This window comes from Brevundimonas sp. CEF1 (assembly GCF_051353055.1).
Classification (GTDB): domain Bacteria; phylum Pseudomonadota; class Alphaproteobacteria; order Caulobacterales; family Caulobacteraceae; genus Brevundimonas.
Map to the genome: position 1 here is coordinate 1,820,646 of NZ_CP195593.1, position 24,696 is coordinate 1,845,341.

Genomic DNA, 24,696 nt, shown 5'->3' on the forward strand with positions numbered 1-24,696 from the left:
TTCCCCTCGCGCAGACTCGGGCTTATAGCGGCGTCTCGATGACCCATGCCGCTTCCGTCACCGAAACCATCGAGGAGCGACTGACGCCGTTCCCCCGCGATCACTTCCTCGCCGCCGGCGATCTGAACCCGCCCGCCGCTCTGGCGCTGCTGGATCTCGCCGACGCCTTCGTCGACTTCAACCGACAATCGGCCAAGGGCATCGACCTGATGCGTGGTCAGACGGTCGTGAACCTCTTCTTCGAGAACTCGACCCGCACCAGCTCCTCGTTCGAGATCGCCGCCAAGCGTCTGGGCGCCGACGTTGTGACCATGCCCGTCTCGGCCTCCTCGGTCGCCAAGGGCGAGACCCTGATCGACACGGCGGTGACGCTGAACGCGATGAAGCCCGAGATTCTGGTCGTCCGCCATGCGTCATCGGGCGCCGTGGACCTGCTGTCGCAAAAGGTCGGCTGCGCGGTCGTCAACGCCGGCGACGGTCGCCATGAACACCCGACGCAAGCCCTGCTGGACCTGCTGTCCTTGCGCCGCGCTTTCGGCGACGTCGGCGGCCTGACGGTGGCCATCTGCGGCGACATCGCCCACAGCCGCGTAGCCCGCTCCAACGTCGCCCTGCTGTCGATGATGGGCGCACGCGTCCGCCTGATCGGCCCGCCGACCCTGGTGCCCGGCGACTCCGACCGCTGGGGCTGCGAGGTCTTCCACGACATGAAGGAGGGTCTGGCCGGCTGTGACGTGGTCATGATGCTGCGCCTTCAGCTTGAGCGCATGACCGGCGCCCTGATCCCTTCGACCCGCGAGTATTTCCGCTTCTGGGGCCTGGACCGCGAGAAACTGGCCTGGGCCGCGCCCGACGCCAAGGTCATGCACCCCGGCCCCATGAACCGGGGCGTGGAGATCGACTCCGACGTGGCCGACGATCTGTCCGTTTCCCTGATCCAGGATCAGGTCGAGATGGGCGTGGCCGCCCGCATGGCCGTTCTGGCCGCCCTCGCCCACCGCCGCGCCGGAGCCGCCGCATGACCGCCGCTCCCGACACGCTGGCCATCGTCAACGCCCGTCTGCTGGACCCGGCGACCGACTACGACGGCCCCGGCGCGGTCCTGATCCAGGAGGGCCGCATCGTCGAGGTCGTCCACGGCCAGGCGACCCAGCGCCCCGAAGGCGTGACCGTCATCGACGCGCAGGGCCGCTGCCTCGCGCCCGGCCTGATCGACATTCGCGTCAAGACCGGCGAGCCGGGCAATGAACCGAAGGAAACCCTGAAGTCGGCCAGCCTGTCGGCGGCGGCGGGCGGCGTCACCACTATCGTGGTCCAGCCCGACACCGATCCGGCCATCGACGACCCGGCCCTGATCGACCACATCCAGCGGCGTGGCGCGGCCCTCGACCTGGTCAACGTCCGCGCGGCGGGCGCCGCCACCCAGGGCCGCGACGGCCAGCGCATGGCCGAGATCGGCCTGATGCACGAAGCCGGCGCCCTCTACTTCACCGACGGCGACCGGGTCATCGTCAACACCCGCACCCTGCAACGGGTGATGAGCTACGCCGCCGCCTTCAACGCCCTGATCGCTTGTCGTCCGGCCGAGCCGTGGCTGTCGGAAGGCGCGGTCGCGACCTCGGGCGAACTGGCCACCCGCCTGGGCCTGTCCGGCGCCCCCGCCATCGCCGAGCGCATCCAGCTGGAGCGCGATCTGGCTCTGGTCGAACAGACCGGCGCCCGCTTCCTGGTCGACCAGATCTCGACCGAGGGCGCGCTGCAGACCCTGGCCCGCGCTCGGGCGCGGGGCCTCGAGGTCTCGGCCTCGGTGTCGATCAACCACCTCTGCTTCAACGAGATCGACATTGGCGACTACCGGACCTTCTACCGGCTGGACCCGCCGCTGCGTGCCGAGAGCGATCGTCAGGCGTTGGTCGAGGCCGTCCGCGACGGCCTGATCGACGCCATCACCTCCGCCCACGCCCCTGAACCCGCCGAGAACAAGCGCCGCCCCTTCGCCGAGGCCGCGCCCGGCGCCGTGGGTCTGGAGACCCTGCTGCCCGCCGCCCTGATGCTGCATCACGAGCACGGGCTGGACCTGCTGGACGTGCTGCGCCCCCTGACCCAAGGTCCCGCTGGCCTGCTGGGCCTGGACGCCGGCGTTCTGGCGCAAGGCGCGCCCGCTGACCTGGTTCTGTTCGACGCGGGCGCTCCGGTTGTGGTCGATGCGGCCACGCTTCGCTCCAAATCGAAGAATTCGCCCTTCGACGGCCGCCGTCTGCAAGGGAAGGTCTTGCTCACGGTCGTCGGGGGACGCATCGTCCACGACGCACGCTAAACGGGAGCGAATCACTTGCAGGATCTGGCCGCACCGGCGCTTCTGACGCTCGGGCTTGTCGCGATTGGCGGTTACCTGCTTGGTTCGATCCCGTTCGGGGTGGTGCTGACCCGCGCCGCGGGGGCCGGAGACGTGCGCAATATCGGATCGGGCAATATCGGCGCGACCAATGTCCTGCGCACGGGCCGCAAAGACCTGGCCATCGCCACCCTGATCCTCGACGCGGGCAAGGGCGCCATCGCCCTGCTGATCGCGCGGCATCTGTTCGGCGAAACCGCCGGCGCCATCGCGGGCGGCGCAGCCTTCATGGGCCACCTTTTCCCGGTCTGGTTGGGATTCAAGGGCGGCAAGGGGGTTGCAACATTCTTCGGCCTGATCCTGGCTGCCTGTTGGCCGCTGGGCCTGCTGGCGGCGGCGACCTGGCTGATCGTGGCCTTCGCCCTGCGCTATTCCTCGCTGGCGGCCCTGGTCGCGGCGGCGCTGACCCCGCTCTACGCCCTGCTGCCCCTGCCGGCGCTTGGCCTGCCCGCCCCCGCGTCGATCCTGATCCTGGCGATCTTCACCGCCGTGCTCATCTATATCCGCCACCACGAGAACATCGCCCGGCTGCTGAAGGGCGCCGAGCCCAAGATCGGGGCCAAGAAGACTTGACCCCCCTGTCCGACGCCGAGCGTTTCGCCCGGCTTCGGCTGGCCCGCACCGACCGCGTCGGTCCCGTGGCCTTTTCCCAGTTGCTGCAACGCTTCGGCTCGGCTGTTCGCGCGGTCGAGGCCCTGCCTGAACTGGTGCGCCGCAGCGGCCGTGACGGTTACGCCTTACCCTCCGTCGATCGCGTCGAGGCCGAACTGGCTGCGGGCGAGCGCGTCGGCGCGCGACTGATCCTGCTGGGCGACGCGGACTATCCTGACATGCTGGCCGTCGTCGATCCGCCCCCGCCTCTGCTGTGGACGCGCGGCGACGCCAGCCTGCTGTCGCGCCCTTCTGTGGGCGTGGTCGGCGCCCGCATCGCCTCGGCGGGCGGCCAGCGCATCGCGCGTGGTTTGTCACAACAGTTGGGCCAAACCGGTCATGTCGTCGTTTCCGGCCTGGCGCGCGGCATCGACGCGGCGGCCCACCTCGGCGCCCTGCCGACCGGCACGGTCGCGGTCCTCGGCGGCGGCGTGGACGACATCTATCCATCCGAGAACGCCGACCTCTATCGCCAGATCGTCGAGGCAGGCTGCATTGTCTCGGAAAGCCCCGTCGGCGCCCGCGCCCAGGCCCGCGACTTCCCGCGTCGCAACCGCATTATCTCGGGCCTGTCGCGCGGGGTGATCGTGGTCGAGGCGGAAATTCGTTCGGGCTCCCTGATCACCGCCCGACTGGCCAATGAACAGGGCCGCGACGTCTTCGCCGTGCCGGGCTCGCCGCTGGATCCGCGCTCGAAAGGCCCCAACGAACTGCTGCGTCAGGGCGCCATTCTGTGCGAGGGAGTGGAAGACGTTGAGCGCGCCTTCAGCACTCTGCGGACCCTTCGTGAACCGCCGAGCGATTCGCCCTTCCTCGGTGCGCCCGACGACCTGGACGAGGCTCTGATCGAACAGGTCGCCGCCCTACTCTCCCCCACGCCCATACCGCGCGACGAATTGGCCAGAGCGCTCGATCTGCCGATCGGGGTGGTGGCCGCCGCCCTGCTTGAACTCAACCTATCCGGTCGCGCGACGCTATTGGCCGGCGGACTAGCGTCAATCTGATCAGTCCGAGGGCGTTTCCCTTCTGGCCATATCGGCCGCCGCCTCGAGGGCGAAAGCCAGTTTCTCATCGCCGTCCCAGCGCGCCATGCTCGCCAGTTCCACAGCCATCGCCGCGACATACTCCCGGACGGGATAGTCGGTCAGGTCTGGCGAAGAAGGCCGCCTAGATTGCCCGCTTGATCGAAGTTCGTGTCGTCCTGTTGCTTCAGCCACGCTCAAACCCTCCTGACATGAATGCGAGTAAGACACAATCAGGGGTAGAATCGCAATACGATAAACACTCTTAAGGCGCACAGCTCAAATGACGCGATTGACTTCCCCTTCGACGCCAACCACGTTCGCGCCCCGATTTCCCGAATAGAGCGCCATGAATCTCGTCATCGTCGAGAGCCCCGCCAAGGCCAAGACCATCAATAAATACCTGGGTTCGGACTATGAGGTTCTGGCCTCCTACGGCCATATCCGCGACCTGCCGTCCAAGGACGGCTCGGTCCTGCCTGACGAAGATTTCGCCATGCAGTGGGAGGTTGACGCCAAGGCGTCCAAGCGCCTCTCCGAGATCGCCGAGGCCGCCAAGCGCGCCGACCGCGTCATCCTCGCGACCGACCCCGACCGTGAGGGAGAGGCGATCAGCTGGCACGTTCTGGAAGTTCTGAACAAGAAGAAGGCGCTGAAGGACACCGAGGTCCAGCGCGTCACCTTCAACGCCATCACCAAGGCCGCCGTGCTGGATGCCATGGCCAATCCGCGTCAGCTGGATATGGAGCTGGTCGAGGCCTATCTGGCCCGCCGCGCGCTGGACTATCTGGTGGGCTTCAACCTGTCGCCCGTCCTGTGGCGCAAGCTGCCCGGCGCCCGTTCGGCGGGCCGGGTGCAGTCGGTCGCCCTGCGCATCGTCGTCGATCGCGAGATGGAGATCGAGAAGTTCAAGGCTCAGGAATACTGGTCGGTCGAGGCCGACCTGGTCGCCGACAGCCCGCCCTACACCACCCGTCTGGTAAAGCACGCCGGCAAGCGCATCCAGCGTCTGGACATCCCGACTGAGGAAATGGCCTTCGCCGCGCGCGACGCCATCAAGGCCGGCGACTTCACCATCAAGTCCGTCGAGAAGAAGCCGGCCAAGCGTTCGCCGGCCCCGCCCTTCACCACCTCGACCCTGCAGCAGGAAGCCTCGCGCAAGCTGGGCTTCACCGCCCAGCGCACCATGCAGGCGGCGCAGAAGCTGTATGAGGGCGTCGACGACACCGGCGGCCTGATCACCTACATGCGTACCGACGGCCTGTTCGTCAGCCCCGAGGGCATCGCCCAGGCGCGTGAGGTCATCGCCGAGCGCTTCGGCCCCGCCTATGTCCCGGCCGAGCCGCGCTACTACAAGACCAAGGCCAAGAACGCTCAGGAAGCGCACGAAGCCATCCGCCCGACCAACATCGCGCGCCACCCTGACAGCCTGCGCCTCGAAGGCGACCTGCAGCGCCTCTACGAACTGATCTGGAAGCGCATGGTCGCCTCGCAGATGGAGAGCGCGCGTCTGGACCGCACCACGGTCGAGATCGAGACCCCGGACGGCCAGACCGGCTTGCGCGCCACCGGCCAGGTCGTCGCCTTCGACGGCTTCATCGCAGCCTATGAAGAAGGCCGCGACGAGAAGCAGAAGGGGTCCGAGGACGACGAGGACGACGGCGGCCGCCTGCCCGCGCTGAAGGAAGGCGCCAAGGCCAAGGTCGAGGCCGTCCGCACCGACCAGCACTTCACCGAGCCGCCGCCGCGCTTCTCGGAAGCCACCCTGGTCAAGAAGCTGGAAGAGCTCGGCATCGGCCGCCCCTCGACCTACGCCTCCATCCTGACGACCCTGCGCGACCGCGAATACGTCCGCATGGACAAGAACCGCTTCTATCCCGAGGACAAGGGACGGCTGGTCACGGCCTTCCTGGAGCAGTTCTTCACCCGCTGGGTCGAGTATGACTTCACCGCCGCGCTGGAGACCCAGCTGGACGAGGTCTCGGCCGGCGATCTTGACTGGAAGGCGCTGCTGCGCAGCTTCTGGACCGACTTCCACGCCGCGACCCAGGCTGCTGGCGAACTACGCACCACGGCCATCCTGGATCACCTGAACGACGCCCTGGGCGCCCACATCTTCCCGGACAAGGGCGACGGCTCGGACCCGCGCGAATGTCCCCTGTGCCATCAGGGCCAGCTCAGCCTGAAGACCAGCCGCTTCGGCGCCTTCATCGGCTGCTCGCGCTATCCCGACTGCAAATACACCCGCCCCGTGGCCTCGCCTGACGGCGCCGAAGGCGGCGCGGACGGTGGCGACCGCGAACTGGGCGTCGATCCGGCGACCGGCCAGCCGGTGCAGTTGAAGATCGGTCGTTTCGGCCCCTATGTCGAAACCACGCCGCCGGGCGAAGAGAAGCCCAAGCGCTCGTCCCTGCCCAAGGGCTGGAGCCCGGCGTCCCTCACTCTGGACCAGGCCCTGCGCCTGTTGGCCCTGCCGCGCGAGGTCGGGGTTCACCCCGAGGACGGCAAGATGATCACGGCGGGCCTTGGCCGCTACGGTCCCTTCGTCCTGCACGCCGGCACCTACGCCAATGTCTCGGACATCGACGAGGTGTTCGAGGTCGGCATCAACCGCGCCGTCGCTCTGCTGGCTGAAAAGCGCGCCGGTCGCCCCGGTCGCGGTTCGGCTACGGCCCCGCTCAAGGAACTGGGCGCTCACCCGGACGACGAGGCGCCCGTTCAGGTTATGGCTGGTCGTTTCGGTCCCTACGTCAAATGGGGCAAGGTCAACGCCACCCTGCCCAAGGGCGTGACGCCCGAGGACCTGACGCTGGAAGCCGCCCTGCCCCTGCTGGCCGCCAAGGCCGGCGCGGCGCCGAAGAAGAAGGCGGCCTCCGCCAAGAAGCCTGCGGCGAAAAAGGCGACGGCCAAGACTGCTGCCGAGAAAAAACCCGCGGCCGCGAAAAAGCCCGCCGCCAAGAAACCGGCGGCCAAGAAGGCTGCGCCCAAGAAGACGGCTGACGCCGAATAGAGCCTAGACGGCTCCCGGTTCGTCCTTCGGATCGGGAGCCGACCTTGCCATCCAGGCGCTAGCGTCCGGCCACCAATTCATTGCGAACCCGACGCCCCAGGGGGTCTCGCCCCGGCCAGGTCTGACCGATATTCGCCTCGACCAGGGTCGTGCAGAACCGCGACAGCAGCATACGGGGCCTGATGCCGTTCAGGCAGACCCGTTCGCCTTCGATGGCCCAGCGCGCGGTCAACCGGCGTCCGTCCGAAAATGCGGCGCGATAGCTGCCGTCCCGGTCAAACCAGTGCTTGACCCACGCTCCGTCCGGATAGTGGGAGATCACCGTATTGCCGAAGGCGTTTTCCATTTCCGCCCGAGCCGGCTGCGCGGTCGCGCAACAGGCCGCCAAGGCGAACGCAAGCGTTTTCATACGCATACGACAACCCTTCCCTTCCCCAAGGCGACATTACAGACCTGTAAGGCTTTGCCAACCGCCTGGTTCCCGAACGGAAATACTTGACTGAGGCGTAGGGGTTTCCATATACCGCCGCAGGCTCGGGATAGGACTGGCGATGCGCGCCGCCCACTCGCCCACGAGGGGCGGTTCCGTAAGCTGAAGACGTTACGACGTTTCCTCCGTCCTCAAGGTTACATGACAGAATTCACCAAGCTGGGCCTCTCGGCCACGACCCTGCAAGCGGTCGCCGATACGGGCTACACCGAAGCCACCCCCATTCAGGCCTCCGCCATCCCGGTGGCCCTGGCCGGCCGCGACGTCCTGGGCATCGCCCAGACCGGCACCGGCAAGACCGCCGCCTTCACCCTGCCCATGATCGACCGCCTGGGTTCGGGCCGCGCCCGCGCCCGCATGCCGCGCGCCCTGGTCCTGGCCCCGACCCGTGAACTGGCCGATCAGGTGGCCGAGAACTTCGCCAAATACGCCAAGGGCACTAAGCTGAGCTGGGCCCTGCTGATCGGCGGCGTGTCCATGGGCGACCAGGTGGCCCTGCTGAACAAGGGCGTCGACGTCCTGATCGCCACGCCCGGCCGTCTGCTGGACCTGTTCGAACGCGGCAAGATCCTGCTGACCGGCGTCGAGATGATGGTCATCGACGAAGCCGACCGCATGCTCGACATGGGCTTCATCCCCGACATCGAGCGTATCTTCAAGCTGACGCCGCCCAAGCGCCAGACCCTGTTCTTCTCGGCGACCATGCCGCCCGAGATCACGCGCCTGACCACGCAGTTCCTCAAGGATCCGACCCGGATCGAGGCCTCGCGTCCGGCCATGACCGCTGACACCATCACCCAGTATCTGGTCCGCATTCCGACCAGCGATCCCAAGGCCAAGCGCACAGCCCTGCGCGCCCTGATCGAACGTTCTGAAGTCAAGAACGGCATCGTCTTCTGCAACCGCAAGTCTGAAGTCGATATCGTCGCCAAGTCGCTCAAGACGCACGGCTTCGACGCCGCGCCGATCCACGGCGATCTGGATCAGTCGCTGCGGATGAAGACCCTGGCCGACTTCCGCGCCGGCGACCTGAAGATTCTGGTCGCCTCGGATGTGGCCGCACGCGGTCTGGACATCCCCGACGTCAGCCACGTCTTCAACTATGACGTCTCGCACCACGCCGACGACTATGTGCACCGCATCGGCCGCACCGGCCGCGCGGGCCGCAAGGGCGAGGCCTACATGATCGTCACCCCGTCCGACGACAAGTCGCTGGATAAGGTGCTGAAGCTGATCAAGATGGCGCCCGAGGAACTGACGCTGGAGGGCATCGACTTCGCCTCCATCAAGGACCGCCCCCGCTCCGACGATTCGAAGGGCCGTGGCCGTAGCCGCAGCGATCGCCCCCGTCCGATCCCCAAGAGCGACAACGTCGCCTCTATGGAGCCGATCACGGCTCCGCTTCCCCGAGTTGAAAAGGTCGAGGAAGCCCGCGAAGAGGCCCCGCGCCGTTCGCGCAGCCGTCGCTCCACCAAGTCGGAATCCGCCGTCGAAAGCAACGCCGTCATCGCTGCTGCGCCTGAAGCCGCCGTCGAAACCGTCGCCGCTCAGACCAAGGCCGCCCCCGCGCGTCGCGACCGCAATCCGCCGCGCGAAGCCAAGACGACCGACCAGCAGAAGGATCTGCCGCTGCGCGCCGCCAACGGCGGTTTCGGCGACGATATTCCGGCCTTCCTGCGCCGTCCGGTCGTCTTCCACGACTAGGATCAGTCCGCTTCGACCTGCGGCTTAACCGGTCATTACGGATCAATGTTCTAGGGTCCGCCCACTAAGAAATAGGGGCGCGAGAATCAGAATGACGGCGCAGGTCGAAACCGCCCTTCGGGGGCCGGAGGCTTATGCATTGGCGCACCGCATCGTGGACGCCATGCAACAGGCCTCTGTCTGGCCGACGCCGCTGAATTTCGAGCTGTGGCTGCACTATGTCAGCGATCCCGAAGGTCCGCTGGGCCGTGAGCTCCAACGACTTCTGGCCGGCGACGCCCCCTTCACCGACGCGACGGCGGAAATGCTGGCGGCTGAATTCCTGCCGCGCGGCCGCCTGTCCGAGGAAATCCGCGACGTCGGCGCTGTTCTGAACCGCGAACTCGCCGCCGTGGCCGAGGCTATCGACAACGCGCGCAAGACGCAGACCGCCTATGGCGAGACGCTGAGCCACGCTTCGGCGAAGATGCAGGACACCGAGCGCCCTACGGACCTGACGGAAATCGTCAGCACCCTGTCCACCGCCACCCGCAAGGTCCAGCGCCACACCTCGGCCCTGGAAAAACGCCTGGAGTCTTCGAACCGGGAAGTCGTCCGCCTGCGCGAACATCTGGAACAGGTGCGCCGCGACGCCATGACGGACGCCCTGACCAACCTGGCCAACCGCAAGACCTTTGACGAGCAGATCGCTCGCCTTTGCGAAGAGGCCGAGGTCGAGGGCAAGCCCCTGACCCTGGCCATCGTCGATATCGATCATTTCAAGCGCTTCAACGACACTTGGGGCCACCAGACCGGCGATCAGGTGCTGCGTTACGTCGCCAGCGTCCTGGGTCGAATCTCACGTGCGCCGCGCGTCGCCGCCCGTTACGGCGGCGAAGAGTTTGCTGTCATCTTCCCTGGCGAGACGCCGGGCACGGTCGAGGCCGCCCTGAACGCCATCCGAGAAGAAATCGGTTCGCGCTCGCTGCGTCGGCGCTCCACCAATGACGATCTGGGCGCCGTGACCATCTCGGTCGGCTTCGCTGAGCGTCGCCCTGGTGAAACCGCTCTCGGGGTGCTGGAACGCGCCGACGAGGCCCTCTACGCTTCCAAACGCGGAGGCCGCAACTGCGTCACCAACGCTGAGTTGATGACCCAAGCCGCCGCCTGAAAGGCTCCGACGCTAAAGCCCTTGCTGAATCGCCCCCACGCCGTGTCATAACGGCGAGATGAGAAGCTTCGCTTTCAACGTCGCCTACTGGGTTCTGTCCATCGCCTATTGCCTGGTGGCGGCCTTCGCCGCACTGACGCCTGGCCGGCGCGCCACCACATGGGTCATCCGTCGATATGTGCGCCGCATGGTGCAGGCCATGGCCTTGTTCGCCGGCATCCGGCTGCGGGTGCGCGGCAAGGAGCGCCTGCCGCAAGGCGGTTTCATCGTCGCCTCCAAGCACCAGAGCTGGGGCGACGGCTTCGCCACCTATGACCAGTTCGACGATCTGGCCTTCGTCACCGGCGACCACCTGGAGAAGTTTCCCCTGCTCGGCACTGTGCTGAGGAAGCTCGGCGCCATCGTCGTCAACAGCTGCGGCGGTCACACCGCCCGCGCCGCGCTCAAGGAGCGCGCCGCCGACGCCCATCGCGAGGGCCGCAAGATCCTGATCTACCCCGAAGGCCATCTGGCCAAGGTGGGCGAGAAGTTCCGCTACCGCTCGGGCGTCTGGCACATGTACCGCGACTTCGACATGCCGGTCGTGCCGTTGGCCACCAATCTGGGCCTGTTCTGGCCGCAGGAAGCCTCGCGCAAGACGCCGGGGACGGCCACGCTGGAATTCCTCGAACCCATCCCGACCGGTCTGCCCAAGGACGAGTTCCTGGCCCGGCTGGAAGCCGCCATCGAAGGCAAGACGGCTGAACTGATCGCCGAGGCCACCGGTCAGCCGATCTCGCACGCCGTGCAGGTGCCGACGCCGAGCGAGGTCGCGCTCGCGGCGACAGCGGCGGCTTAGGCCGCCGGGATCACCGCGCCGTCGTACTTCTTGGCGATGAAATCCTTGACCGCCTGGCTTCGCAGGGCCGTGGCCAGGGCCTGAACACGCGGGTCGTTCTGGTTGTCCGGACGCGCCACCAGATAGTTGACATAGGGGCTGTCGGCGCCCTCCAGCGACAGGGCGTCGGTCTTGGGCTTCAGCCCGGCGTCCAGGGCATAGTTGGTGTTGATCACCGCCGCATCGACCTGGGGCAGGATACGCGGAATCGTGGCGGCCTCGACCTCCTGGAACTTCAGCCCCTTGGGATTGGTCGCGATGTCACGCACCGTCTGCAGCGGATTGGTCGGATCGCGCAGGGTGATCAGGCCCGCACCTTGCAGCAGCAGCAGTGAGCGCCCGGTATTGGACGCATCATTCGGCAGCACCACCTGGGCCCCGTTCGGGATCGCCGCCAGGGCTGTGTGCTTCTTGGAATAGATACCCAACGGCTCGACGTGGACGCCGACGACCGTCACCAGATCGGCGCCGCGCGCGATGTTGAACTCGTCCAGATAGGGTTTGGTCTGGAAATAGTTCACGTCCAGCCGCTTTTCAGACAGTTGCACGTTCGGCTGAACGTAGTCGTTGAAGACCTTGATCTCGATCGGCACGCCCTCGGCGGCCAGGATAGGTTTCACCACCTCCAGAATCTCGGCGTGAGGCACGGCGGTGGCGCCGACCAGCAGGGGCGCGCCCTCGCCTCCCGCCTTCTTGTCCGCGCCCTGGCCGCAGGCGGCGAGCGTCAGGACAGCGACAGCGGACAGCAGCAGCGAACGGCGGATCATGGGCGGGCTCTCAGGAAATCAGCGGTGCGAGACCTTAGCGACCAGACGGTCGCCGATCATCTGCAGAATTTGTACAAGGATCAGCAGCAGAACTACGGTCACGGCCATGACGTCGGTCTGGAACCGCTGATAACCGAAGCGGATGGCCAGGTCACCCAGACCGCCCGCCCCAACCACGCCCGCCATGGCGGTGTAGCTGACCAGGGCGATGGCCGTGACCGTGGCCCCGGCGATGATGCCGGGCATGGCCTCGGGCAGCAGGGCCCGCGTCACGATCTGCAAGGTCGAACCGCCCATGGCCTGGGTCGCCTCGACCACGCCCTTGTCCACTTCGCGCAGCGCTGTCTCGACCAGACGCGCATAGAAGGGCGCAGCTCCCACGACCAACGGCGGAATGGCCCCGGCCACACCCAGCGAGGTGCCGACCAGCAGCACCGTCACCGGCAGCATGACGATCAACAGGATGATGAAGGGCACAGAGCGCAGCACGTTGACGATCAGCGACAGCACGGCGTTCAGCACCGGATTGGCCGCCAATCGCCCCTTGCCCGACAGGTAGAGCAGCACGCCCAGCGGCACGCCCAGAATAACGGTCAGCACCAACGACCCGCCCAGCATCAGCATCGTGTCGATGGTGGCCCGGCCGATCTCGGCCCAATCAACGTTCTCGAACATCAGGCTGCCTCTACCGTCACGCCGCGCGCCGTCAGTTGCGACATGGCCGCCTCGGCGTCGCCGCCGGTGAAGGCCACGACCAGCTGGCCATAGGGCTCGCCCCGGATGCGGCTGATCCGCCCCGAAAGGATGGAATAGTCCACGCCGACCGAGCGCGCGACGCGGCTCAGTTCGGGTTCATAGGTCGAAGAACCGCGGAAGGTCAGCTTGGCCAGCCGCGCGCCGGCCGGCACGACCGAGGCGTCGAACGCCTCCTCGCCCTCGGCCAGCATGGCGCGCGTCACGGCGTGTTGCGGGTGCAGGAAGACGTCGGCCGTCGCGCCCTGCTCCACGATCCGACCGTCCTTCAGCACCGCCACCCGATCGCAGACGCGGCGCACCACCTCCATCTGGTGGGTGATCAGGACGATGGTCAGGCCCAGATCGCGGTTCAGCCCGTCCAGCAAGGTCAGGATGTCCTCGGTCGTCTCCGGGTCCAGCGCGCTGGTGGCCTCGTCGCACAGAAGGACGCTGGGACCGCAGGCCAGGGCGCGGGCGATGCCGACGCGCTGCTTTTGGCCGCCCGATAGCTGGGCCGGATGCTTTTTCGCGTGTTCCGCCAGCCCCAGCTGGGCCAGCAGTTCCGCCGTCCGCGCCTTGACCTCGGCCTCGGGACGGCCTTCCAACCGCAGAGGAAAGGCGACGTTGTCCTCGATGGTCTTGGCGTTCAGCAGGTTGAAGTGCTGGAAGATCATGCCGATCCGACGCCGCGCGGCGCGCAGTTCGGCGGGCTTCAGCGCCGTGATCTCTTGATCATCGACAAAGATACGACCCGCGTCGGGCGTCTCCAGCCGGTTGATGGCGCGGATCAGGGTCGACTTGCCGGCGCCCGAACGCCCGACCACGCCGAACACCTCGCCGCGCCCGATGGTCAGGTCAACGGCGTCCAGCGCGGTGCGCTCGCCCGCCGCGCTGCGATAGCGCCGGGTCACCCCCTCCAGTCGGATCATGTCAGTCGGCGTCCAGGGCGGCGGCGGGGATGATGGTCACGCTCTCGCCGCAGCCGCAGGCGTCGGTCTCGTTCGGATTGCGGAAGACGAACTTGGACGCCAGCTTGGTCGTCTCATAGTCGATCTCGGAGCCGATCAGGAACAGCACGGCCTTGGGCTCAATCAAGATGGTGACGCCCTTGTCCTCGACTACCTCGTCCAGCGGCTCGATCTGCTCGGCATAGGCGAAGGTGTATTCCTGCCCGGCGCAACCGCCGTTCTTCACGCCCACCCGCAGGCCGACGTAGTCCTTTTCCGCATTGGCCATGATCTCGCGCACGCGCTCGGCGGCGGCGTCGGTCAGGGTCACGGCCTTGGGCCGGGGGCGGCGGGGTCGGGCGGCGGTCTGAAGCTCGGTCATCGCTACGTCCTCAGAACATGTTCAGGGCCAGCTTGGCCTCGTCGCTCATCTTGGAGGAGTCCCACGGCGGGTCGAACACCAGGTTGGCCCGCGCGGACTTCACGCCCTCGACCTTCATCACCGCAGCCTCGACCCAGCCCGGCATCTCGCCGGCCACGGGGCAGCCCGGCGCCGTCAGCGTCATCTCGACCAGGACGTCGCGGTCGTCGGACACGTCCACCTTGTAGATCAGGCCCAGCTCATAGATGTCGACCGGGATTTCCGGGTCGTACACCGTCTTCAGCGCCTCGATCAGGTCGTCGGTCAGCTTGTCCAGCTCGGCCTGCGACAGGGCGCTTTTCTGCGGCTCGTCCCAGCTGGCGGCGAAGGCGTCGCTGTCGCTGATGGCGGTTTCGGTCTTGGCGTCCATACTCATCACACGAAGAATTTCCGCGCCTTGATCAGCGCATCCACGAAGGCGTCTGTATCCTCCACGGTGTTATATAGGGCGAAGGAGGCGCGCGTGCTCGAGGTCACGCCCAGTCTTTTCGCCAGCGGTTCAGCGCAGTGCAGGCCAGCCCGAACGGCCACGCCGTAACGGTCCATGATCTGGGCCACGTCATGGGCGTGGGCGCCCTCGACCGAAAAGGTCAGCAGCGCACCCTTGCCCTCAGCCTCGCCCAGAACCCGCAGCCAGTCGGCGTCGGCCAGCCGTGCGCGAGCGTGGTCGTAGAGAGCCATCTCGTGCGCGGCCACGGCCTGACGGTCGAAACCCGCCAGCCATTCCAGCGCCGCGCCCAGACCAATGGCCTCCAGGATCGGCGGCGTCCCGGCCTCGAACCGATGCGGCGGCGCCGCATAGGTAATCCGGTCTTTCTCGACCGTCTGGATCATCTCGCCCCCGCCCTGATAGGGCGGCAGACTCTCCAGAGCCTCGGTCGTGCCGTAGAGGGCGCCGACGCCGGTCGGGCCATAGAGCTTGTGGCCGGTGATCACATACCAGTCGCAGCCGACCGCCTGAACGTCCGGCGTGGCGTGAACCGCGCCCTGACAACCGTCGACCAGCACCCGCGCCCCTGCGGCATGGGCCATACGCGTGATCTCGGCGATCGGGTTGATGGTGCCCAGGACGTTGGACATGTGGGTGACGGCGACGACCCTGGTCCTCGGCCCCAGCAGCGCGGCGAAGGCTTCCATGTCCAGCGATCCATCGTCCCTGATCGGCGCCCACTTCAGCACCGCGCCCTTGCGCTCACGCAGCAGGTGCCAGGGCACGATGTTGGAATGGTGCTCCATCTCGGTGACGATGATCTCGTCGCCCGGTTCGATCGACAGGCCAATCCCGTTGGCGACCAGGTTGATCGCCTCGGTCCCGCCCTTGGTCCAGACGATGTTCTCAGCCGAGGGCGCGTTCAGGAAGCGGGCGACGATCTCGCGCGCCGCCTCGAACGCCTCGGTCGCTTCGTTCGACAGGGTGTGCAGACCGCGGTGGACGTTGGCGTAGCTGCCCTCCATGCAGGCCACCAGGGCGTCAATCACCGCGCGCGGCTTCTGCGCCGAGGCGGCGTTGTCCAGATAGACCAGAGGCTTGCCGTTCACCTGTCGCGACAGGATCGGGAACTGCGCCCGCGCGGCGTAGGGATCAAAGGTTCTCACAGACACGCCCTTCAGAGTCTGGCCGTCAGCCATGCGCGCACAACCTCCTTGGCGGCCTCGTCCTCGATGCGGTCGACGACCTCGAACAGGAAGGCCTGGACCAGCAGGGCGCGGGCCTCGTCGGCCGGAATGCCGCGCTGCTGCATATAGAAGAGCGCGCTTTCGTCCAGCGTCCCAACCGTATTGCCGTGGGCGCACTGCACGTCGTCGGCATAGATGATCAGTTCCGGCTTGGCGTCGACCTCGCCGCGCTCGGACGCGATCAGGGCGTTGTGGGCCATGCGGGCGTCGGTGCCGTCGGCCCCGCGCTCGACGATGATCTTGCCCTGAAACACGCCGCGCGCGGTGTCGTGGACGACGCCCTTGGTCAGTTGGCTGGTCGTGCCGTCGGCGGCCAGGTGATCCACCACAGTCGTCAGGTCGGCGTGGCGCGAACCCTTCAGCAGATAGAGGCCGTCCAGACGCGCGTCGGCGCCCTCGGCCCCGTGGCTCAACTGCGTCTCGATGCGCTGCAGCTTGGCGCCGGTCGTGACGATGGTCTGGCGATAGCGACCGCCGGCCTCCAGCCGCACCTCGGCGTTCGTCACCGAAATGGCGTCCTCGGGCTCCTCGATCAGGACGATGCGCGTGACCTCGGCGTCGCGGGCGACGTCGATCTCGACCTTGTTGTGAGCCACATAGGCCGAGCCCTTGCCCTGGTGCGTCTCCAGCAGCAGCAACTTCGCGCCCGGTCGAGCGACGATGCGCGCCGCCGCCGTATGGCCGGTGCCGACCGCATCCGACAGGAAGCGCAGACGCAGGGTCTGCACGCCCGAGGCGATGAAGTCGGTGACCCCGACCGGGCGGCCGTTGGCGAAGACGATGGCCTCTCCGCCCAGGTCGTAGAACGGCCCCGGTGCCCCGACCAGCGCGGTGCCGGACGGTTCAGGCGCTTCGCGAAGCCAGCGCTTCAGGTCGCTGTATTTCCACGCTTCCGTGCGCCGCGAGGGAAAGGTCTCGGCGTTGGTCAGGTCGATTTGCGGCGCTGCGCTCATGCCGCGGTCGGCAGGAACTTGTCGTACCCTTCCGCCTCCAGCTCCAGCGCCAGTTCAGGCCCGCCCGAGGCGACGATGCGGCCGGCGGCCAGCACGTGCACCTTGTCCGGTTTGATGTAGTCCAGCAGGCGCTGATAGTGGGTGATGACCAGCATGGAGCGGTCCGCGCGGCGCAGGGCGTTCACGCCTTCCGACACGATACGCAGGGCGTCGATGTCGAGGCCGGAGTCCGTCTCGTCCAGGATCAGCAGCGACGGCTCCAGCAGGGCCATCTGCAGGATTTCCATCCGCTTCTTCTCACCGCCCGAGAAGCCGACGTTCAGCGGCCGCTTCAGCATGTCGAAGTCCATCTTCAGCGCCTGCGACGCCGCCTTGACCTGCTTCAGGAAGGCGGGGGCCGAGACCTCCTCCTCGCCGCGCGCGCGCTTCTGGGCGTTCAGCGCCGTGCGGATGAAGGTCATGGCCGGCACGCCGGGGATCTCCATCGGATACTGGAAGGACAGAAAGACGCCCGCCGCCGCGCGCTCGGCGGGGTCCAGACCCAGCAGGTCCTGACCGTTCCACGAGGCGGAGCCGTCCGTGACCTCATAGCCGGGACGCCCCGACAGGCTGTAGCCCATCGTCGACTTGCCGGCCCCGTTCGGCCCCATGACGGCATGGACTTCGCCCGCCGGCACTTCGAGCGTCAGGCCCTTGAGGATCGGCTTGTCAGCGACCGAGACGTGGAGGTTGTTGATCGAGAGCACTTACGCACGCCTTTGTGGAATGTTCTGCCAATGGTCGGGCAAAAGCCCGAAATGGCCGAGGTAGCGGAAATTAGGCTGTGAAGCCGTCTTGATGTTCAGGCCGTAAGGAAGCGGATCAGGGAAATAAGCCCAGATTCCCTCGGTGAGAATCCAAAGCTCTTCGTCCACCCTCGCCCACCACCAGAAATCAGCCTCGCTGTTCAGCTTCTCACAACTAGGTTCGTTCGGACCGGCGACGTACGCGGACGGTTCCTTCCAAGCGACAGGCTGATCGGCTCGGCGCTTGAACTCCCGATACTCATCCTCGTCCTCCGGGAGGAGGCCGTAGGTCACCTCGACGGTCCGGCTTGGCTGCCATTCATACGGCGGCTGACCGAACTGCGGCAGTCGGCTGTCCCGAATCTTTGGAGAAGAAGGGAGCCAACCGGACATCACCCCACGCTCCCCTCAAGGCTGATCGCCACCAACTTCTGCGCCTCGACGGCGAACTCCATCGGCAGCTTCTGCATGACGTCGCGGACGAAGCCGTTGACCAGCAAGGCCACAGCCTCTTCCTCCGACAGGCCGCGCTGCTGGGCGTAGAAGAGCTGGTCTTCCGACAGGCGGGTCGTCGTCGCCTCGTGCTCCAATTGGGCCGAGCCGTTGCGGGCCTCGATATAGGGGATGGTGTGCGAGCCGCACTCCTTGCCGATCAGCAGGCTGTCGCACTGGGTGAAGTTGCGTACGCCCGTCGCCTTGGGGTGCACCGAGACCAGGCCGCGATAGGTCGAGTCCGACTTGCCCGCCGACACCGCCTTGGCGATGATCCGCGACTTCGAGTTCTTGCCCAGGTGGATCATCTTGGTGCCGGTGTCGGCTTGCTGATGCCCGTTGGTGATGGCGATCGAATAGAACTCGCCCGAGCTTTCCTCGCCCTTCAGGATGCAGGACGGGTATTTCCAGGTGACGGCCGAGCCGGTCTCGACCTGGGTCCAGCTGACCTTCGAGCGGTCGCCGCGGCAGTCAGCGCGCTTGGTGACGAAGTTGTAGATGCCGCCCTTGCCTTCAGCGTCGCCAGGATACCAGTTCTGCACCGTCGAGTATTTCACCTCGGCGTCGTCCAGGGCCACGATCTCTACGACCGCCGCGTGCAGCTGGTTCTCGTCGCGCATCGGCGCGGTGCAGCCTTCCAGATAGGAAACGTAAGAGCCCTTGTCGGCGATGATCAGGGTGCGCTCGAACTGGCCGGTCTGGCTGGCGTTGATGCGGAAATAGGTCGACAGCTCCATCGGGCATTTCACGCCCGGCGGGATGTAGACGAAGGACCCGTCGGAAAAGACCGCGCTGTTCAGGGCCGCGAAATAGTTGTCCGACACCGGCACGACCGAGCCGAGATATTGCCGCACCAGATCAGGATATTCGCGCAAGGCCTCGGAAATCGGCATGAAAATCACGCCGACCTTGGCCAGTTCCTCCTTGAAGGTGGTCACGACCGAGACGCTGTCGAACACGGCGTCCACGGCCACCTTGGGCGCGCCCTGCACGCCGGCCAGAACCTCCTGCTCCTTCAGCGGGATGCCCAGCTTCTTGTAGACCTCCAGAATCTCGGGATCGACCTCGTCCAGCGACTTCGGTCCCTCCTTCTGCTTCGGCGCGGCGTAGTAGTAGAGGTCCTGATAGTCGACGGGCTCGTAACGGACCGCCGCCCAGGTCGGCTCTTCCATCGCCAGCCAGCGCTCATAAGCAGCCAGGCGCCACTCCAGCATCCACTCCGGCTCGCCCTTCTTCTCGGAAATGAAGCGGACGATGTCGGCGCTCAAGCCCTTGGGCGCGAACTCCTGCTCGATGTCCGAGGTGAAGCCGTGCGCATACTTTTCCAGGGCGGCGACAGCTTCGACGGTTTCCTTAACAGCAGCCATGACTTACGCGACTTCCTTCACGCGCTCGGACAGGCGCGCCTTATGCTTGTTCCAGGCCGTGACCCAGGCCTCGGCGAACCGATCCCAGTCGCCCTGCGTGGTGCCCCAGCCGCCCGAGACGCGCACGCCTCCGGTCGCCAGATGATCCAGGCCCATGGCGCTGATCGTCTTGGACGGCTTGACCTTGCCCGACGAACAGGCCGAGCCGGCCGAGACCATCACCCCGGCCAGATCCAGTGTGATCAGTTGCTGCGGGCTGTCCCAGCCTTCGACGCCCATGAAAAGGGTATTAGGCAAACGTTCGACGTCGCCGCCGATGATGGTCGCGCCTGCCGCCCGGACCTTGGCCTCGGCGGCGTCGCGCCAGGCGACGTGCGCCATGGCGGCGTCCATATCGCGCGCGGCGCAATCCGCCGCGGCTCCAAACCCGGTGATGCCTGGCACGTTCTCGGTACCGGCGCGCAGACCGCGTTCCTGTCCCGCGCCATGCAGGATACGTACGGCGGCGACGCCCTCCTTGAGCACCAGGGCGCCCACGCCCTGCGGTCCGCCCAGCTTGTGCGCCGACAGGGTCAGGCTGTCTGCGTCCAGCGTCCGCATGTCGACGGGGATCTTGCCCGCCGACTGGATGGCGTCGACGTGCAGCCAGCCGCCCGCCGCGCGCACAAGAGCCGCCGCCTCGTTGATGGGCTGGATCACGCCGCTTTCATTGTTCGCATGATGGATGGCAACCACGGCCCGGCCCGGCCGCGTCAGCGCCTCGGCGAGCCAGACCAGATCGACCACGCCGTTCACGTCGACCGGCAGGACCTCGACCGGCGCCCCCGAGGCCGTCGCCGCCTCGGCCACGCAAGGATGTTCGGTCGCGCCGACGATCAGCCGCTCACACCCCGCAGCCAACGCGCTGACGATAGCCTGGGCGTTGGATTCCGTGCCGCCCGACGAAAAGACCACGGCGGTCGGGTCCGCCCCGACCAGTTCGGCCACCTGGGCCCGCGCCGTCTCGACGCGCGCCCGCGCCCGGCGGCCGGCGGCGTGGACCGCCGACGGATTGCCGTTGTCGGCCAGGGCCTTGGCCATGATCTCCTGAACCTCAGGACGCACCAGGCCTGAGGCGTTGTAATCCAGATAGACGCTCATGCCGCCGCCTCCATGCCTACGGCGGCCGGAGCCGCGCCCATGCGGGCCTGACCGGTGCGGTTCTGGATCACGTCTTCCAGGCTGACGCTGGCGAGATAGCGATGGATTTCCTGACCCAGGTCTTCCCACAGATGATGGGTGATGCAGCGTTCGCCCTTGATCATGCAGCCCTTGGGCGATCCGGCGCCGACGCAGCGGGTGGCGCGAATGGGCTCATCCACCGCCAGGACGATCTCAGCCACGGCGGTTTCACAGGCTTCACGCGCCAGACGATAGCCGCCGCCGGGGCCGCGCACGCTCTTGACCAGACCGCTCTTGCGCAGACGCGCGAACAACTGCTCCAGATAGCTGAGGGAGATCTCCTGACGCGTCGCGATCTCGGCCAGAGACACTGCCCGGTCAGCGCCATTGCGCGCCAGATCGGCCATCGCCATCACGGCGTATCGTCCCTTTGTCGACAGGCGCATAGAAAGCCCTCAAAAATTTCACGCTTTTCGGGGCTCATGTGTTAGAACCCGCGCCCTCGCAGACAAGTGCGCCACGCCGAGCGGACTTAGAAAGTCCTACTGCGTTGGTCAAGTATTGTCCGCCCGCGAAACGACAGTTGAAGACAGGATTCCGCTGATCCATGCCTGAAGTCATTCTTCCCGGCGCCTCGGGCCGCATCGAAGGCCGCTATTCGCCCGGCAAGCGCCCCAATGCGCCGATCGCCCTGATCCTGCACCCGCACCCCAAGGCGGGCGGGCATATGAACAACCCGGTGGCGGTGACCCTGCACCAGTTGTTCGTCCAGCGCGGCTTCGCCACCCTGCGCTACAACTCGCGCGGCGTCGGCAAGTCGCAGGGCGAGTTCGACAGCGGCATAGGCGAACTGGCCGACGCGGCTACCGCCCTGGACTGGCTGCAGGCCAACAACCCCGCCGCCACCCAGACCTGGGTCGCCGGCTATCAGTTCGGCGCCTATATCGGCATGCAGCTTCTGATGCGCCGCCCCGAGACGGACGGCTTCATCTCGGTGTCGCCGCCCTCGAACATGTACGACTTCAGCTTCCTGGCCCCCTGCCCGGCCTCGGGCCTGTTCCTGCACGGCACGGCCGACACAGTGGTGCCGCCGGTCGAGGTCGAGCGCGTGGTCAACAAGCTGCGCACGCAAAAAGGCATCGTCATCGACTACGAACTGGAAGAAGGTGCGAGTCACTTCTGGCAGGACCACATCGGCGCGGTCGAGCGTCGCGTCGGCGCCTATCTGGACAAGCGTCTGGAAGAAAAGCCGGCCTGATCGGGCCTCATGTGTCGACCCGGGTTTCGGCCCGGGTCTTCCACATCGACCACAGAACGCCCGCGGCCAGGATGGCGGCCGTCACGCCGAGCGAGATCGCCGGCGGAAACTTCTCCAGCCCCATCAGCGGCGCGGCGATGACCTTCACCCCGATAAAGACCAGCAGGATGGCCAAGGCCTGCTTCAGATAGGCGAAGCGGTGGATCACCGCCGCCAGGGCGAAATAGAGCGCCCTCAAGCCCAGAATGGCGAAGATGTTGGACGTATAGACGATGTAGGGATCCGTCGTGATGGCGAAGATCGCCGGCACCGAATCCACCGCGAAGATCACGTCCGCGAACTCGATCGTCACCAAGGCCAGGAACAGCGGCGTGGCGCGCCACACCCATCGCCCCGCCTCATCCTCGCGCACGAAGAATCGCGCCCCGTGCAACTGGTCCGTGACCGGCACCCGCCGGATCAGCCAGTTCATCACGCCGCGCCCCGCCGCCGCATCCTCCTTGGGACTGGTCGCCATCATCCGCCCCCCGGTGAAGATCAGAAAGGCGGCGAAGAGATAGAGCGCCCACTCATAGCGGCTGACCAGGGCCGCCCCCGCCGCGATCATCACCGCCCTCAGCACGATGACCCCCAGCACGCCCCAGAACAGCACGCGGTGCTGATGCAGGCGCGGAATGCCGAAGGCGCTGAAAATCATGGCGATGACGAAGACATTGTCCATCGCCAGGCTCTTCTCGATGGCGAAGCCGGTCAGGTAGTCGAGGCCGCTGTCCGTTCCCAGCCGTACCCAGACCCAGACCCCGAACAGCAAGGCTACGGCGATATAGAAGCCCGACAGCAGCAGACTTTCCCGCACCCCGATCTCGTGCGCCTTACGGTGCAGAACCCCCAGGTCGAAGGCCAGCAAGGCGACCACAACCACCAGAAAGCCCGCCCACATCCAGGCGGGCTTGCCCATCCATTCGACCGTCAGGAACTCCATCACCGCCTCTGGACCGTTCACGCCGCCGACGCCCGAACGGACGACCGGCGCGGACCGACATCACGACCAAGATCGCCAGAGGGGCCCGGTCCGCTGATGGATCAACGCGACACGTGCGAGGATGTTCACCCGGCTCGCGTCAGGGCGTGCAAGGCGGATAATGGGCGAAGTTGGCTTCATACTCCGACAATGTCTGACGAAACCCCATTTCGGCCCGTCGCTTGTCCGCATTGGCCGGGTCTTCCAGGTTGTCATGATCGATGGCCCAGCGGCCTTCCTTGCACGTCATCTGGGTGCCGTAGCGCTGAGGCCGGTTCTCGTTGATCGCCAGACGGTCGTACATCAGGCCGTACCTCTGCCCATCGACCTCGCCAGCCGCGACCAGGGGCTCCAGCACAGGCACGAAGCGCCGCCATTGTTCGAGGTCGGAATGCTGGACGATCAAGAAGGCCGCGCTGGCCGCCCGCTCGCCATAGACGCTTTCCAGGAACCAGCCTTCGGGCGGCAGCATGGCGAGCAACTCGGCCAGATGCGCCCGGTCGAGAGTCTCAATGGGCGCCCAGGCCGCCGCTTCAGCCGCCTTGCGTTCTTCCTCCGGCAGAGCGCTGACATCGACCGAGATCGAAGCGCGCCGCCCCACCTGATCCAGCAGCCCCATCCGCTCTAATTTCTCGCGATCAGTGACCGCGGGCGCCAAGGCCGCCTGGCGCGCCTTTTCGGCATCAATAGCTCCGCTCACCGCCTCAATCAGGGCGGTTGCGGGGTCCTCAGGTCTGTTCGCGTCCGTTTTCGCCTGCTGGTCCTGTGAACCAGACAAGGCCAACGCCAATATCAATGCGATCATCTACCCCTCCCTAGTCTGGAGATAGCGCCCGCTTCTGATGGCCGAATTTTGGCCTATCAGTGATCGCCCTCTGCTGCGGCAAGCGCCGACGGGCGGTGGGCGCGCACGCACCAGACGACGCTGACCACCATCAGGATCATGGCTGTGATCTCGATGACCGTCGGCCCGCGCCCCTCCCACAGGAAGCCGTAGAGGAAGGCGAACAGGGTTTCTGACACGATCATCTGACCCAGCATGGTCAGGGGCAGCAGGCGGCTGGCCTGGTTCCAGAAGGCGTTGCCGATGATGGAGGCGAAGACGGCGACGCCCAGGCTGACGCCTAGGAACCGCACCCAGGCCTCACCGGACCATACGCCCATGGTCAGAACGGCTGGGACGGCCAGCAGCAGGGCGAACCCGCCCGTGACCACGCCGGTCAGCAGCGACCAGTCATGCGGCGAGACATCTGGCAAACGCCCCATCCAGCGGCTGTTGCCGACCGCGAAGGCCGACCAGGACAGCAGGGCCGCCAGCGCACAGGCCAGGCCGATCAGGGTCTGCACCCCGTCATGGCCCGCCCCACTGCCCTTGCTAAGCGATTCCCAACCGATCAGGCCGACCGCCAGGGCCGCGACCGCGATGGGCGGCGCCACGCGCGCCAGCGGCGGCGACGCCTTGTCCTTCAAGCCCCACAGGGCGACCACGACCGGCACCATGCCGACGATCAGGGCCGAGGCCCCGACGCCCGCGAAATGGACGCTGACCACCAGGAAGACGAAATAGACGATGTTGCCGGCCAGGCTCAGCCAGGCCAACGCCCGCCACGCCTTGAAATCCAGCGCCGCCGTCACTCGTCGCCAACGCGGCGCGATCAGCAGGGCCGCGATCAGGCCGTAGGCGAGATAGCGCCCCGCCGTCAGCATCATCGGCGAGGCCTCGGGCGCGACCTTGGGCGCCAGGAAGACCAGCCCCCACAGGGCGCCCGCCGCCATGCCGCTGGCGACGCCCCAGAAGCGCTGGGACTGCATC

Annotated in this window: 26 protein-coding genes; 9 read left to right on the forward strand and 17 right to left on the reverse strand. The window is 66.7% G+C overall.

Features of this window, described 5'->3' with window-relative positions; all coding sequences use genetic code 11:
- Positions 1–38 precede the first annotated feature (38 nt).
- The 4 genes from ACR9FL_RS09405 to dprA are packed head-to-tail and all read left to right on the forward strand — an operon-like array spanning position 39 to position 4,050.
- Positions 39–1,022 (forward strand): aspartate carbamoyltransferase catalytic subunit, encoded by a 984-nt coding sequence (locus ACR9FL_RS09405; RefSeq protein WP_436358100.1) that lies wholly within the window; start codon positions 39–41, stop codon positions 1,020–1,022.
- Positions 1,019–2,317, forward strand: a complete 1,299-nt coding sequence (gene pyrC / locus ACR9FL_RS09410) for a dihydroorotase (RefSeq protein ID WP_436358101.1) — start codon at positions 1,019–1,021, stop codon at positions 2,315–2,317. Before ACR9FL_RS09405 ends, pyrC begins: the two co-directional genes overlap by 4 nt.
- A 15-nt stretch (positions 2,318–2,332) precedes the next feature.
- Complete coding sequence (gene plsY / locus ACR9FL_RS09415; RefSeq protein ID WP_436355428.1) at positions 2,333–2,968, forward strand: glycerol-3-phosphate 1-O-acyltransferase PlsY; 636 nt, start codon at positions 2,333–2,335, stop codon at positions 2,966–2,968.
- Positions 2,965–4,050, forward strand: coding sequence for a DNA-processing protein DprA (dprA, locus tag ACR9FL_RS09420; protein WP_436355429.1), 1,086 nt, complete (start codon positions 2,965–2,967; stop codon positions 4,048–4,050). The genes plsY and dprA overlap by 4 nt, the downstream gene beginning before the upstream one ends.
- Here the strand turns inward: dprA and ACR9FL_RS09425 are convergent, their stop codons facing one another.
- On the reverse strand, positions 4,051–4,263 hold the full coding sequence (locus ACR9FL_RS09425; RefSeq protein WP_436355430.1) for a hypothetical protein: 213 nt from the start codon (positions 4,261–4,263) through the stop codon (positions 4,051–4,053).
- Positions 4,264–4,417: 154 nt separating this feature from the next.
- Between ACR9FL_RS09425 and topA the strand changes: the two genes are divergently transcribed.
- On the forward strand, positions 4,418–7,078 hold the full coding sequence (topA, locus tag ACR9FL_RS09430; RefSeq protein WP_436355431.1) for a type I DNA topoisomerase: 2,661 nt from the start codon (positions 4,418–4,420) through the stop codon (positions 7,076–7,078).
- A gap of 58 nt (positions 7,079–7,136) precedes the next feature.
- Here the strand turns inward: topA and ACR9FL_RS09435 are convergent, their stop codons facing one another.
- On the reverse strand, positions 7,137–7,424 hold the full coding sequence (locus ACR9FL_RS09435) for a hypothetical protein (protein ID WP_296174151.1): 288 nt from the start codon (positions 7,422–7,424) through the stop codon (positions 7,137–7,139).
- A gap of 285 nt (positions 7,425–7,709) precedes the next feature.
- On the opposite strand from ACR9FL_RS09435, the gene ACR9FL_RS09440 reads away from it, so the two are divergent.
- The 3 genes from ACR9FL_RS09440 (at position 7,710) to ACR9FL_RS09450 (ending at position 11,260) form a co-directional block, all read left to right on the forward strand.
- On the forward strand, positions 7,710–9,272 hold the full coding sequence (locus ACR9FL_RS09440) for a DEAD/DEAH box helicase (protein WP_436355432.1): 1,563 nt from the start codon (positions 7,710–7,712) through the stop codon (positions 9,270–9,272).
- Between the two features lie 91 nt (positions 9,273–9,363).
- Positions 9,364–10,422, forward strand: a complete 1,059-nt coding sequence (locus ACR9FL_RS09445) for a GGDEF domain-containing protein (RefSeq protein WP_296174147.1) — start codon at positions 9,364–9,366, stop codon at positions 10,420–10,422.
- Positions 10,423–10,480: 58 nt separating this feature from the next.
- Positions 10,481–11,260, forward strand: coding sequence for a lysophospholipid acyltransferase family protein (locus tag ACR9FL_RS09450; RefSeq protein WP_436355433.1), 780 nt, complete (start codon positions 10,481–10,483; stop codon positions 11,258–11,260).
- On the opposite strand, the gene ACR9FL_RS09455 is transcribed toward ACR9FL_RS09450, so the two are convergent.
- Genes ACR9FL_RS09455 through ACR9FL_RS09510 form a run of 12 tightly spaced genes read right to left on the reverse strand, consistent with a single transcriptional unit; the run spans position 11,257 to position 21,050 of the window.
- On the reverse strand, positions 11,257–12,066 hold the full coding sequence (locus ACR9FL_RS09455; protein ID WP_436355434.1) for a MetQ/NlpA family ABC transporter substrate-binding protein: 810 nt from the start codon (positions 12,064–12,066) through the stop codon (positions 11,257–11,259). The genes ACR9FL_RS09450 and ACR9FL_RS09455 overlap by 4 nt on opposite strands.
- Positions 12,067–12,084: 18 nt before the next feature.
- Positions 12,085–12,741 carry a methionine ABC transporter permease gene (locus tag ACR9FL_RS09460; RefSeq protein ID WP_296174138.1) on the reverse strand — a complete coding sequence of 219 codons (657 nt, stop codon included), beginning with the start codon at positions 12,739–12,741 and terminating at the stop codon, positions 12,085–12,087.
- Positions 12,741–13,730 carry a methionine ABC transporter ATP-binding protein gene (locus tag ACR9FL_RS09465; RefSeq protein WP_296174133.1) on the reverse strand — a complete coding sequence of 330 codons (990 nt, stop codon included), beginning with the start codon at positions 13,728–13,730 and terminating at the stop codon, positions 12,741–12,743. The genes ACR9FL_RS09460 and ACR9FL_RS09465 overlap by 1 nt, the downstream gene beginning before the upstream one ends.
- A 1-nt stretch (position 13,731) precedes the next feature.
- Positions 13,732–14,130, reverse strand: coding sequence for a HesB/IscA family protein (locus ACR9FL_RS09470; protein WP_296174131.1), 399 nt, complete (start codon positions 14,128–14,130; stop codon positions 13,732–13,734).
- Between the two features lie 10 nt (positions 14,131–14,140).
- A complete protein-coding gene (locus ACR9FL_RS09475; RefSeq protein WP_400547073.1) occupies positions 14,141–14,539 on the reverse strand; it encodes an SUF system Fe-S cluster assembly protein in 399 nt (132 codons plus the stop codon).
- A 5-nt stretch (positions 14,540–14,544) separates the two neighbouring features.
- Positions 14,545–15,798, reverse strand: coding sequence for an aminotransferase class V-fold PLP-dependent enzyme (locus ACR9FL_RS09480; RefSeq protein ID WP_436355435.1), 1,254 nt, complete (start codon positions 15,796–15,798; stop codon positions 14,545–14,547).
- Positions 15,777–16,799 (reverse strand): Fe-S cluster assembly protein SufD, encoded by a 1,023-nt coding sequence (sufD, locus tag ACR9FL_RS09485; protein ID WP_296174125.1) that lies wholly within the window; start codon positions 16,797–16,799, stop codon positions 15,777–15,779. Before sufD ends, ACR9FL_RS09480 begins: the two co-directional genes overlap by 22 nt.
- Entirely contained in the window at positions 16,796–17,545 is a 750-nt protein-coding gene (gene sufC, locus ACR9FL_RS09490) for a Fe-S cluster assembly ATPase SufC (protein WP_436355436.1), read from the reverse strand. The genes sufD and sufC overlap by 4 nt, the downstream gene beginning before the upstream one ends.
- The gene (locus tag ACR9FL_RS09495) at positions 17,546–17,977 is read right to left on the reverse strand and encodes a hypothetical protein (RefSeq protein WP_436355437.1); all 432 of its coding nucleotides are present in this window, start codon (positions 17,975–17,977) and stop codon (positions 17,546–17,548) included. It lies immediately after the preceding gene.
- Positions 17,977–19,443, reverse strand: coding sequence for a Fe-S cluster assembly protein SufB (gene sufB, locus ACR9FL_RS09500; protein ID WP_436355438.1), 1,467 nt, complete (start codon positions 19,441–19,443; stop codon positions 17,977–17,979). The genes ACR9FL_RS09495 and sufB overlap by 1 nt, the downstream gene beginning before the upstream one ends.
- Before the next feature lie 3 nt (positions 19,444–19,446).
- Positions 19,447–20,583, reverse strand: coding sequence for a cysteine desulfurase family protein (locus ACR9FL_RS09505; protein WP_436355439.1), 1,137 nt, complete (start codon positions 20,581–20,583; stop codon positions 19,447–19,449).
- Positions 20,580–21,050, reverse strand: coding sequence for an Rrf2 family transcriptional regulator (locus ACR9FL_RS09510; protein ID WP_436355440.1), 471 nt, complete (start codon positions 21,048–21,050; stop codon positions 20,580–20,582). The genes ACR9FL_RS09505 and ACR9FL_RS09510 overlap by 4 nt, the downstream gene beginning before the upstream one ends.
- Positions 21,051–21,211: 161 nt before the next feature.
- On the opposite strand from ACR9FL_RS09510, the gene ACR9FL_RS09515 reads away from it, so the two are divergent.
- A complete protein-coding gene (locus ACR9FL_RS09515; RefSeq protein ID WP_105564945.1) occupies positions 21,212–21,862 on the forward strand; it encodes an alpha/beta hydrolase in 651 nt (216 codons plus the stop codon).
- Positions 21,863–21,869: 7 nt separating this feature from the next.
- On the opposite strand, the gene ACR9FL_RS09520 is transcribed toward ACR9FL_RS09515, so the two are convergent.
- The 3 genes from ACR9FL_RS09520 to ACR9FL_RS09530 all read right to left on the reverse strand — a co-directional run bounded on the left by ACR9FL_RS09520 (position 21,870) and on the right by ACR9FL_RS09530 (position 24,695).
- Positions 21,870–22,844 (reverse strand): TerC family protein, encoded by a 975-nt coding sequence (locus ACR9FL_RS09520; RefSeq protein WP_436358138.1) that lies wholly within the window; start codon positions 22,842–22,844, stop codon positions 21,870–21,872.
- A 139-nt stretch (positions 22,845–22,983) separates the two neighbouring features.
- Entirely contained in the window at positions 22,984–23,583 is a 600-nt protein-coding gene (locus ACR9FL_RS09525; RefSeq protein WP_436355441.1) for a DUF6624 domain-containing protein, read from the reverse strand.
- A 161-nt stretch (positions 23,584–23,744) separates the two neighbouring features.
- On the reverse strand, positions 23,745–24,695 hold the full coding sequence (locus tag ACR9FL_RS09530) for a DMT family transporter (protein WP_436355442.1): 951 nt from the start codon (positions 24,693–24,695) through the stop codon (positions 23,745–23,747).
- Position 24,696: the final 1 nt, after the last annotated feature.

Coding starts and splice junctions, on each gene's coding strand:
- ACR9FL_RS09510 (WP_436355440.1), bottom strand. CDS start 21,050: ATGCGCCTGTCGACAAAGGGACGATACGCCGTGATGGCGATGGCCGAT.
- ACR9FL_RS09435 (WP_296174151.1), bottom strand. CDS start 7,424: ATGGAAAACGCCTTCGGCAATACGGTGATCTCCCACTATCCGGACGGA.
- ACR9FL_RS09405 (WP_436358100.1), top strand. CDS start 39: ATGACCCATGCCGCTTCCGTCACCGAAACCATCGAGGAGCGACTGACG.
- sufD (WP_296174125.1), bottom strand. CDS start 16,799: ATGAGCGCAGCGCCGCAAATCGACCTGACCAACGCCGAGACCTTTCCC.
- ACR9FL_RS09445 (WP_296174147.1), top strand. CDS start 9,364: ATGACGGCGCAGGTCGAAACCGCCCTTCGGGGGCCGGAGGCTTATGCA.
- ACR9FL_RS09440 (WP_436355432.1), top strand. CDS start 7,710: ATGACAGAATTCACCAAGCTGGGCCTCTCGGCCACGACCCTGCAAGCG.
- ACR9FL_RS09480 (WP_436355435.1), bottom strand. CDS start 15,798: ATGGCTGACGGCCAGACTCTGAAGGGCGTGTCTGTGAGAACCTTTGAT.
- topA (WP_436355431.1), top strand. CDS start 4,418: ATGAATCTCGTCATCGTCGAGAGCCCCGCCAAGGCCAAGACCATCAAT.
- ACR9FL_RS09470 (WP_296174131.1), bottom strand. CDS start 14,130: ATGACCGAGCTTCAGACCGCCGCCCGACCCCGCCGCCCCCGGCCCAAG.
- ACR9FL_RS09495 (WP_436355437.1), bottom strand. CDS start 17,977: ATGTCCGGTTGGCTCCCTTCTTCTCCAAAGATTCGGGACAGCCGACTG.
- ACR9FL_RS09520 (WP_436358138.1), bottom strand. CDS start 22,844: ATGGAGTTCCTGACGGTCGAATGGATGGGCAAGCCCGCCTGGATGTGG.
- ACR9FL_RS09530 (WP_436355442.1), bottom strand. CDS start 24,695: ATGCAGTCCCAGCGCTTCTGGGGCGTCGCCAGCGGCATGGCGGCGGGC.
- ACR9FL_RS09515 (WP_105564945.1), top strand. CDS start 21,212: ATGCCTGAAGTCATTCTTCCCGGCGCCTCGGGCCGCATCGAAGGCCGC.
- ACR9FL_RS09465 (WP_296174133.1), bottom strand. CDS start 13,730: ATGATCCGACTGGAGGGGGTGACCCGGCGCTATCGCAGCGCGGCGGGC.
- ACR9FL_RS09460 (WP_296174138.1), bottom strand. CDS start 12,741: ATGTTCGAGAACGTTGATTGGGCCGAGATCGGCCGGGCCACCATCGAC.
- ACR9FL_RS09505 (WP_436355439.1), bottom strand. CDS start 20,583: ATGAGCGTCTATCTGGATTACAACGCCTCAGGCCTGGTGCGTCCTGAG.
- pyrC (WP_436358101.1), top strand. CDS start 1,019: ATGACCGCCGCTCCCGACACGCTGGCCATCGTCAACGCCCGTCTGCTG.
- sufB (WP_436355438.1), bottom strand. CDS start 19,443: ATGGCTGCTGTTAAGGAAACCGTCGAAGCTGTCGCCGCCCTGGAAAAG.
- ACR9FL_RS09475 (WP_400547073.1), bottom strand. CDS start 14,539: ATGGACGCCAAGACCGAAACCGCCATCAGCGACAGCGACGCCTTCGCC.
- ACR9FL_RS09450 (WP_436355433.1), top strand. CDS start 10,481: ATGAGAAGCTTCGCTTTCAACGTCGCCTACTGGGTTCTGTCCATCGCC.
- ACR9FL_RS09455 (WP_436355434.1), bottom strand. CDS start 12,066: ATGATCCGCCGTTCGCTGCTGCTGTCCGCTGTCGCTGTCCTGACGCTC.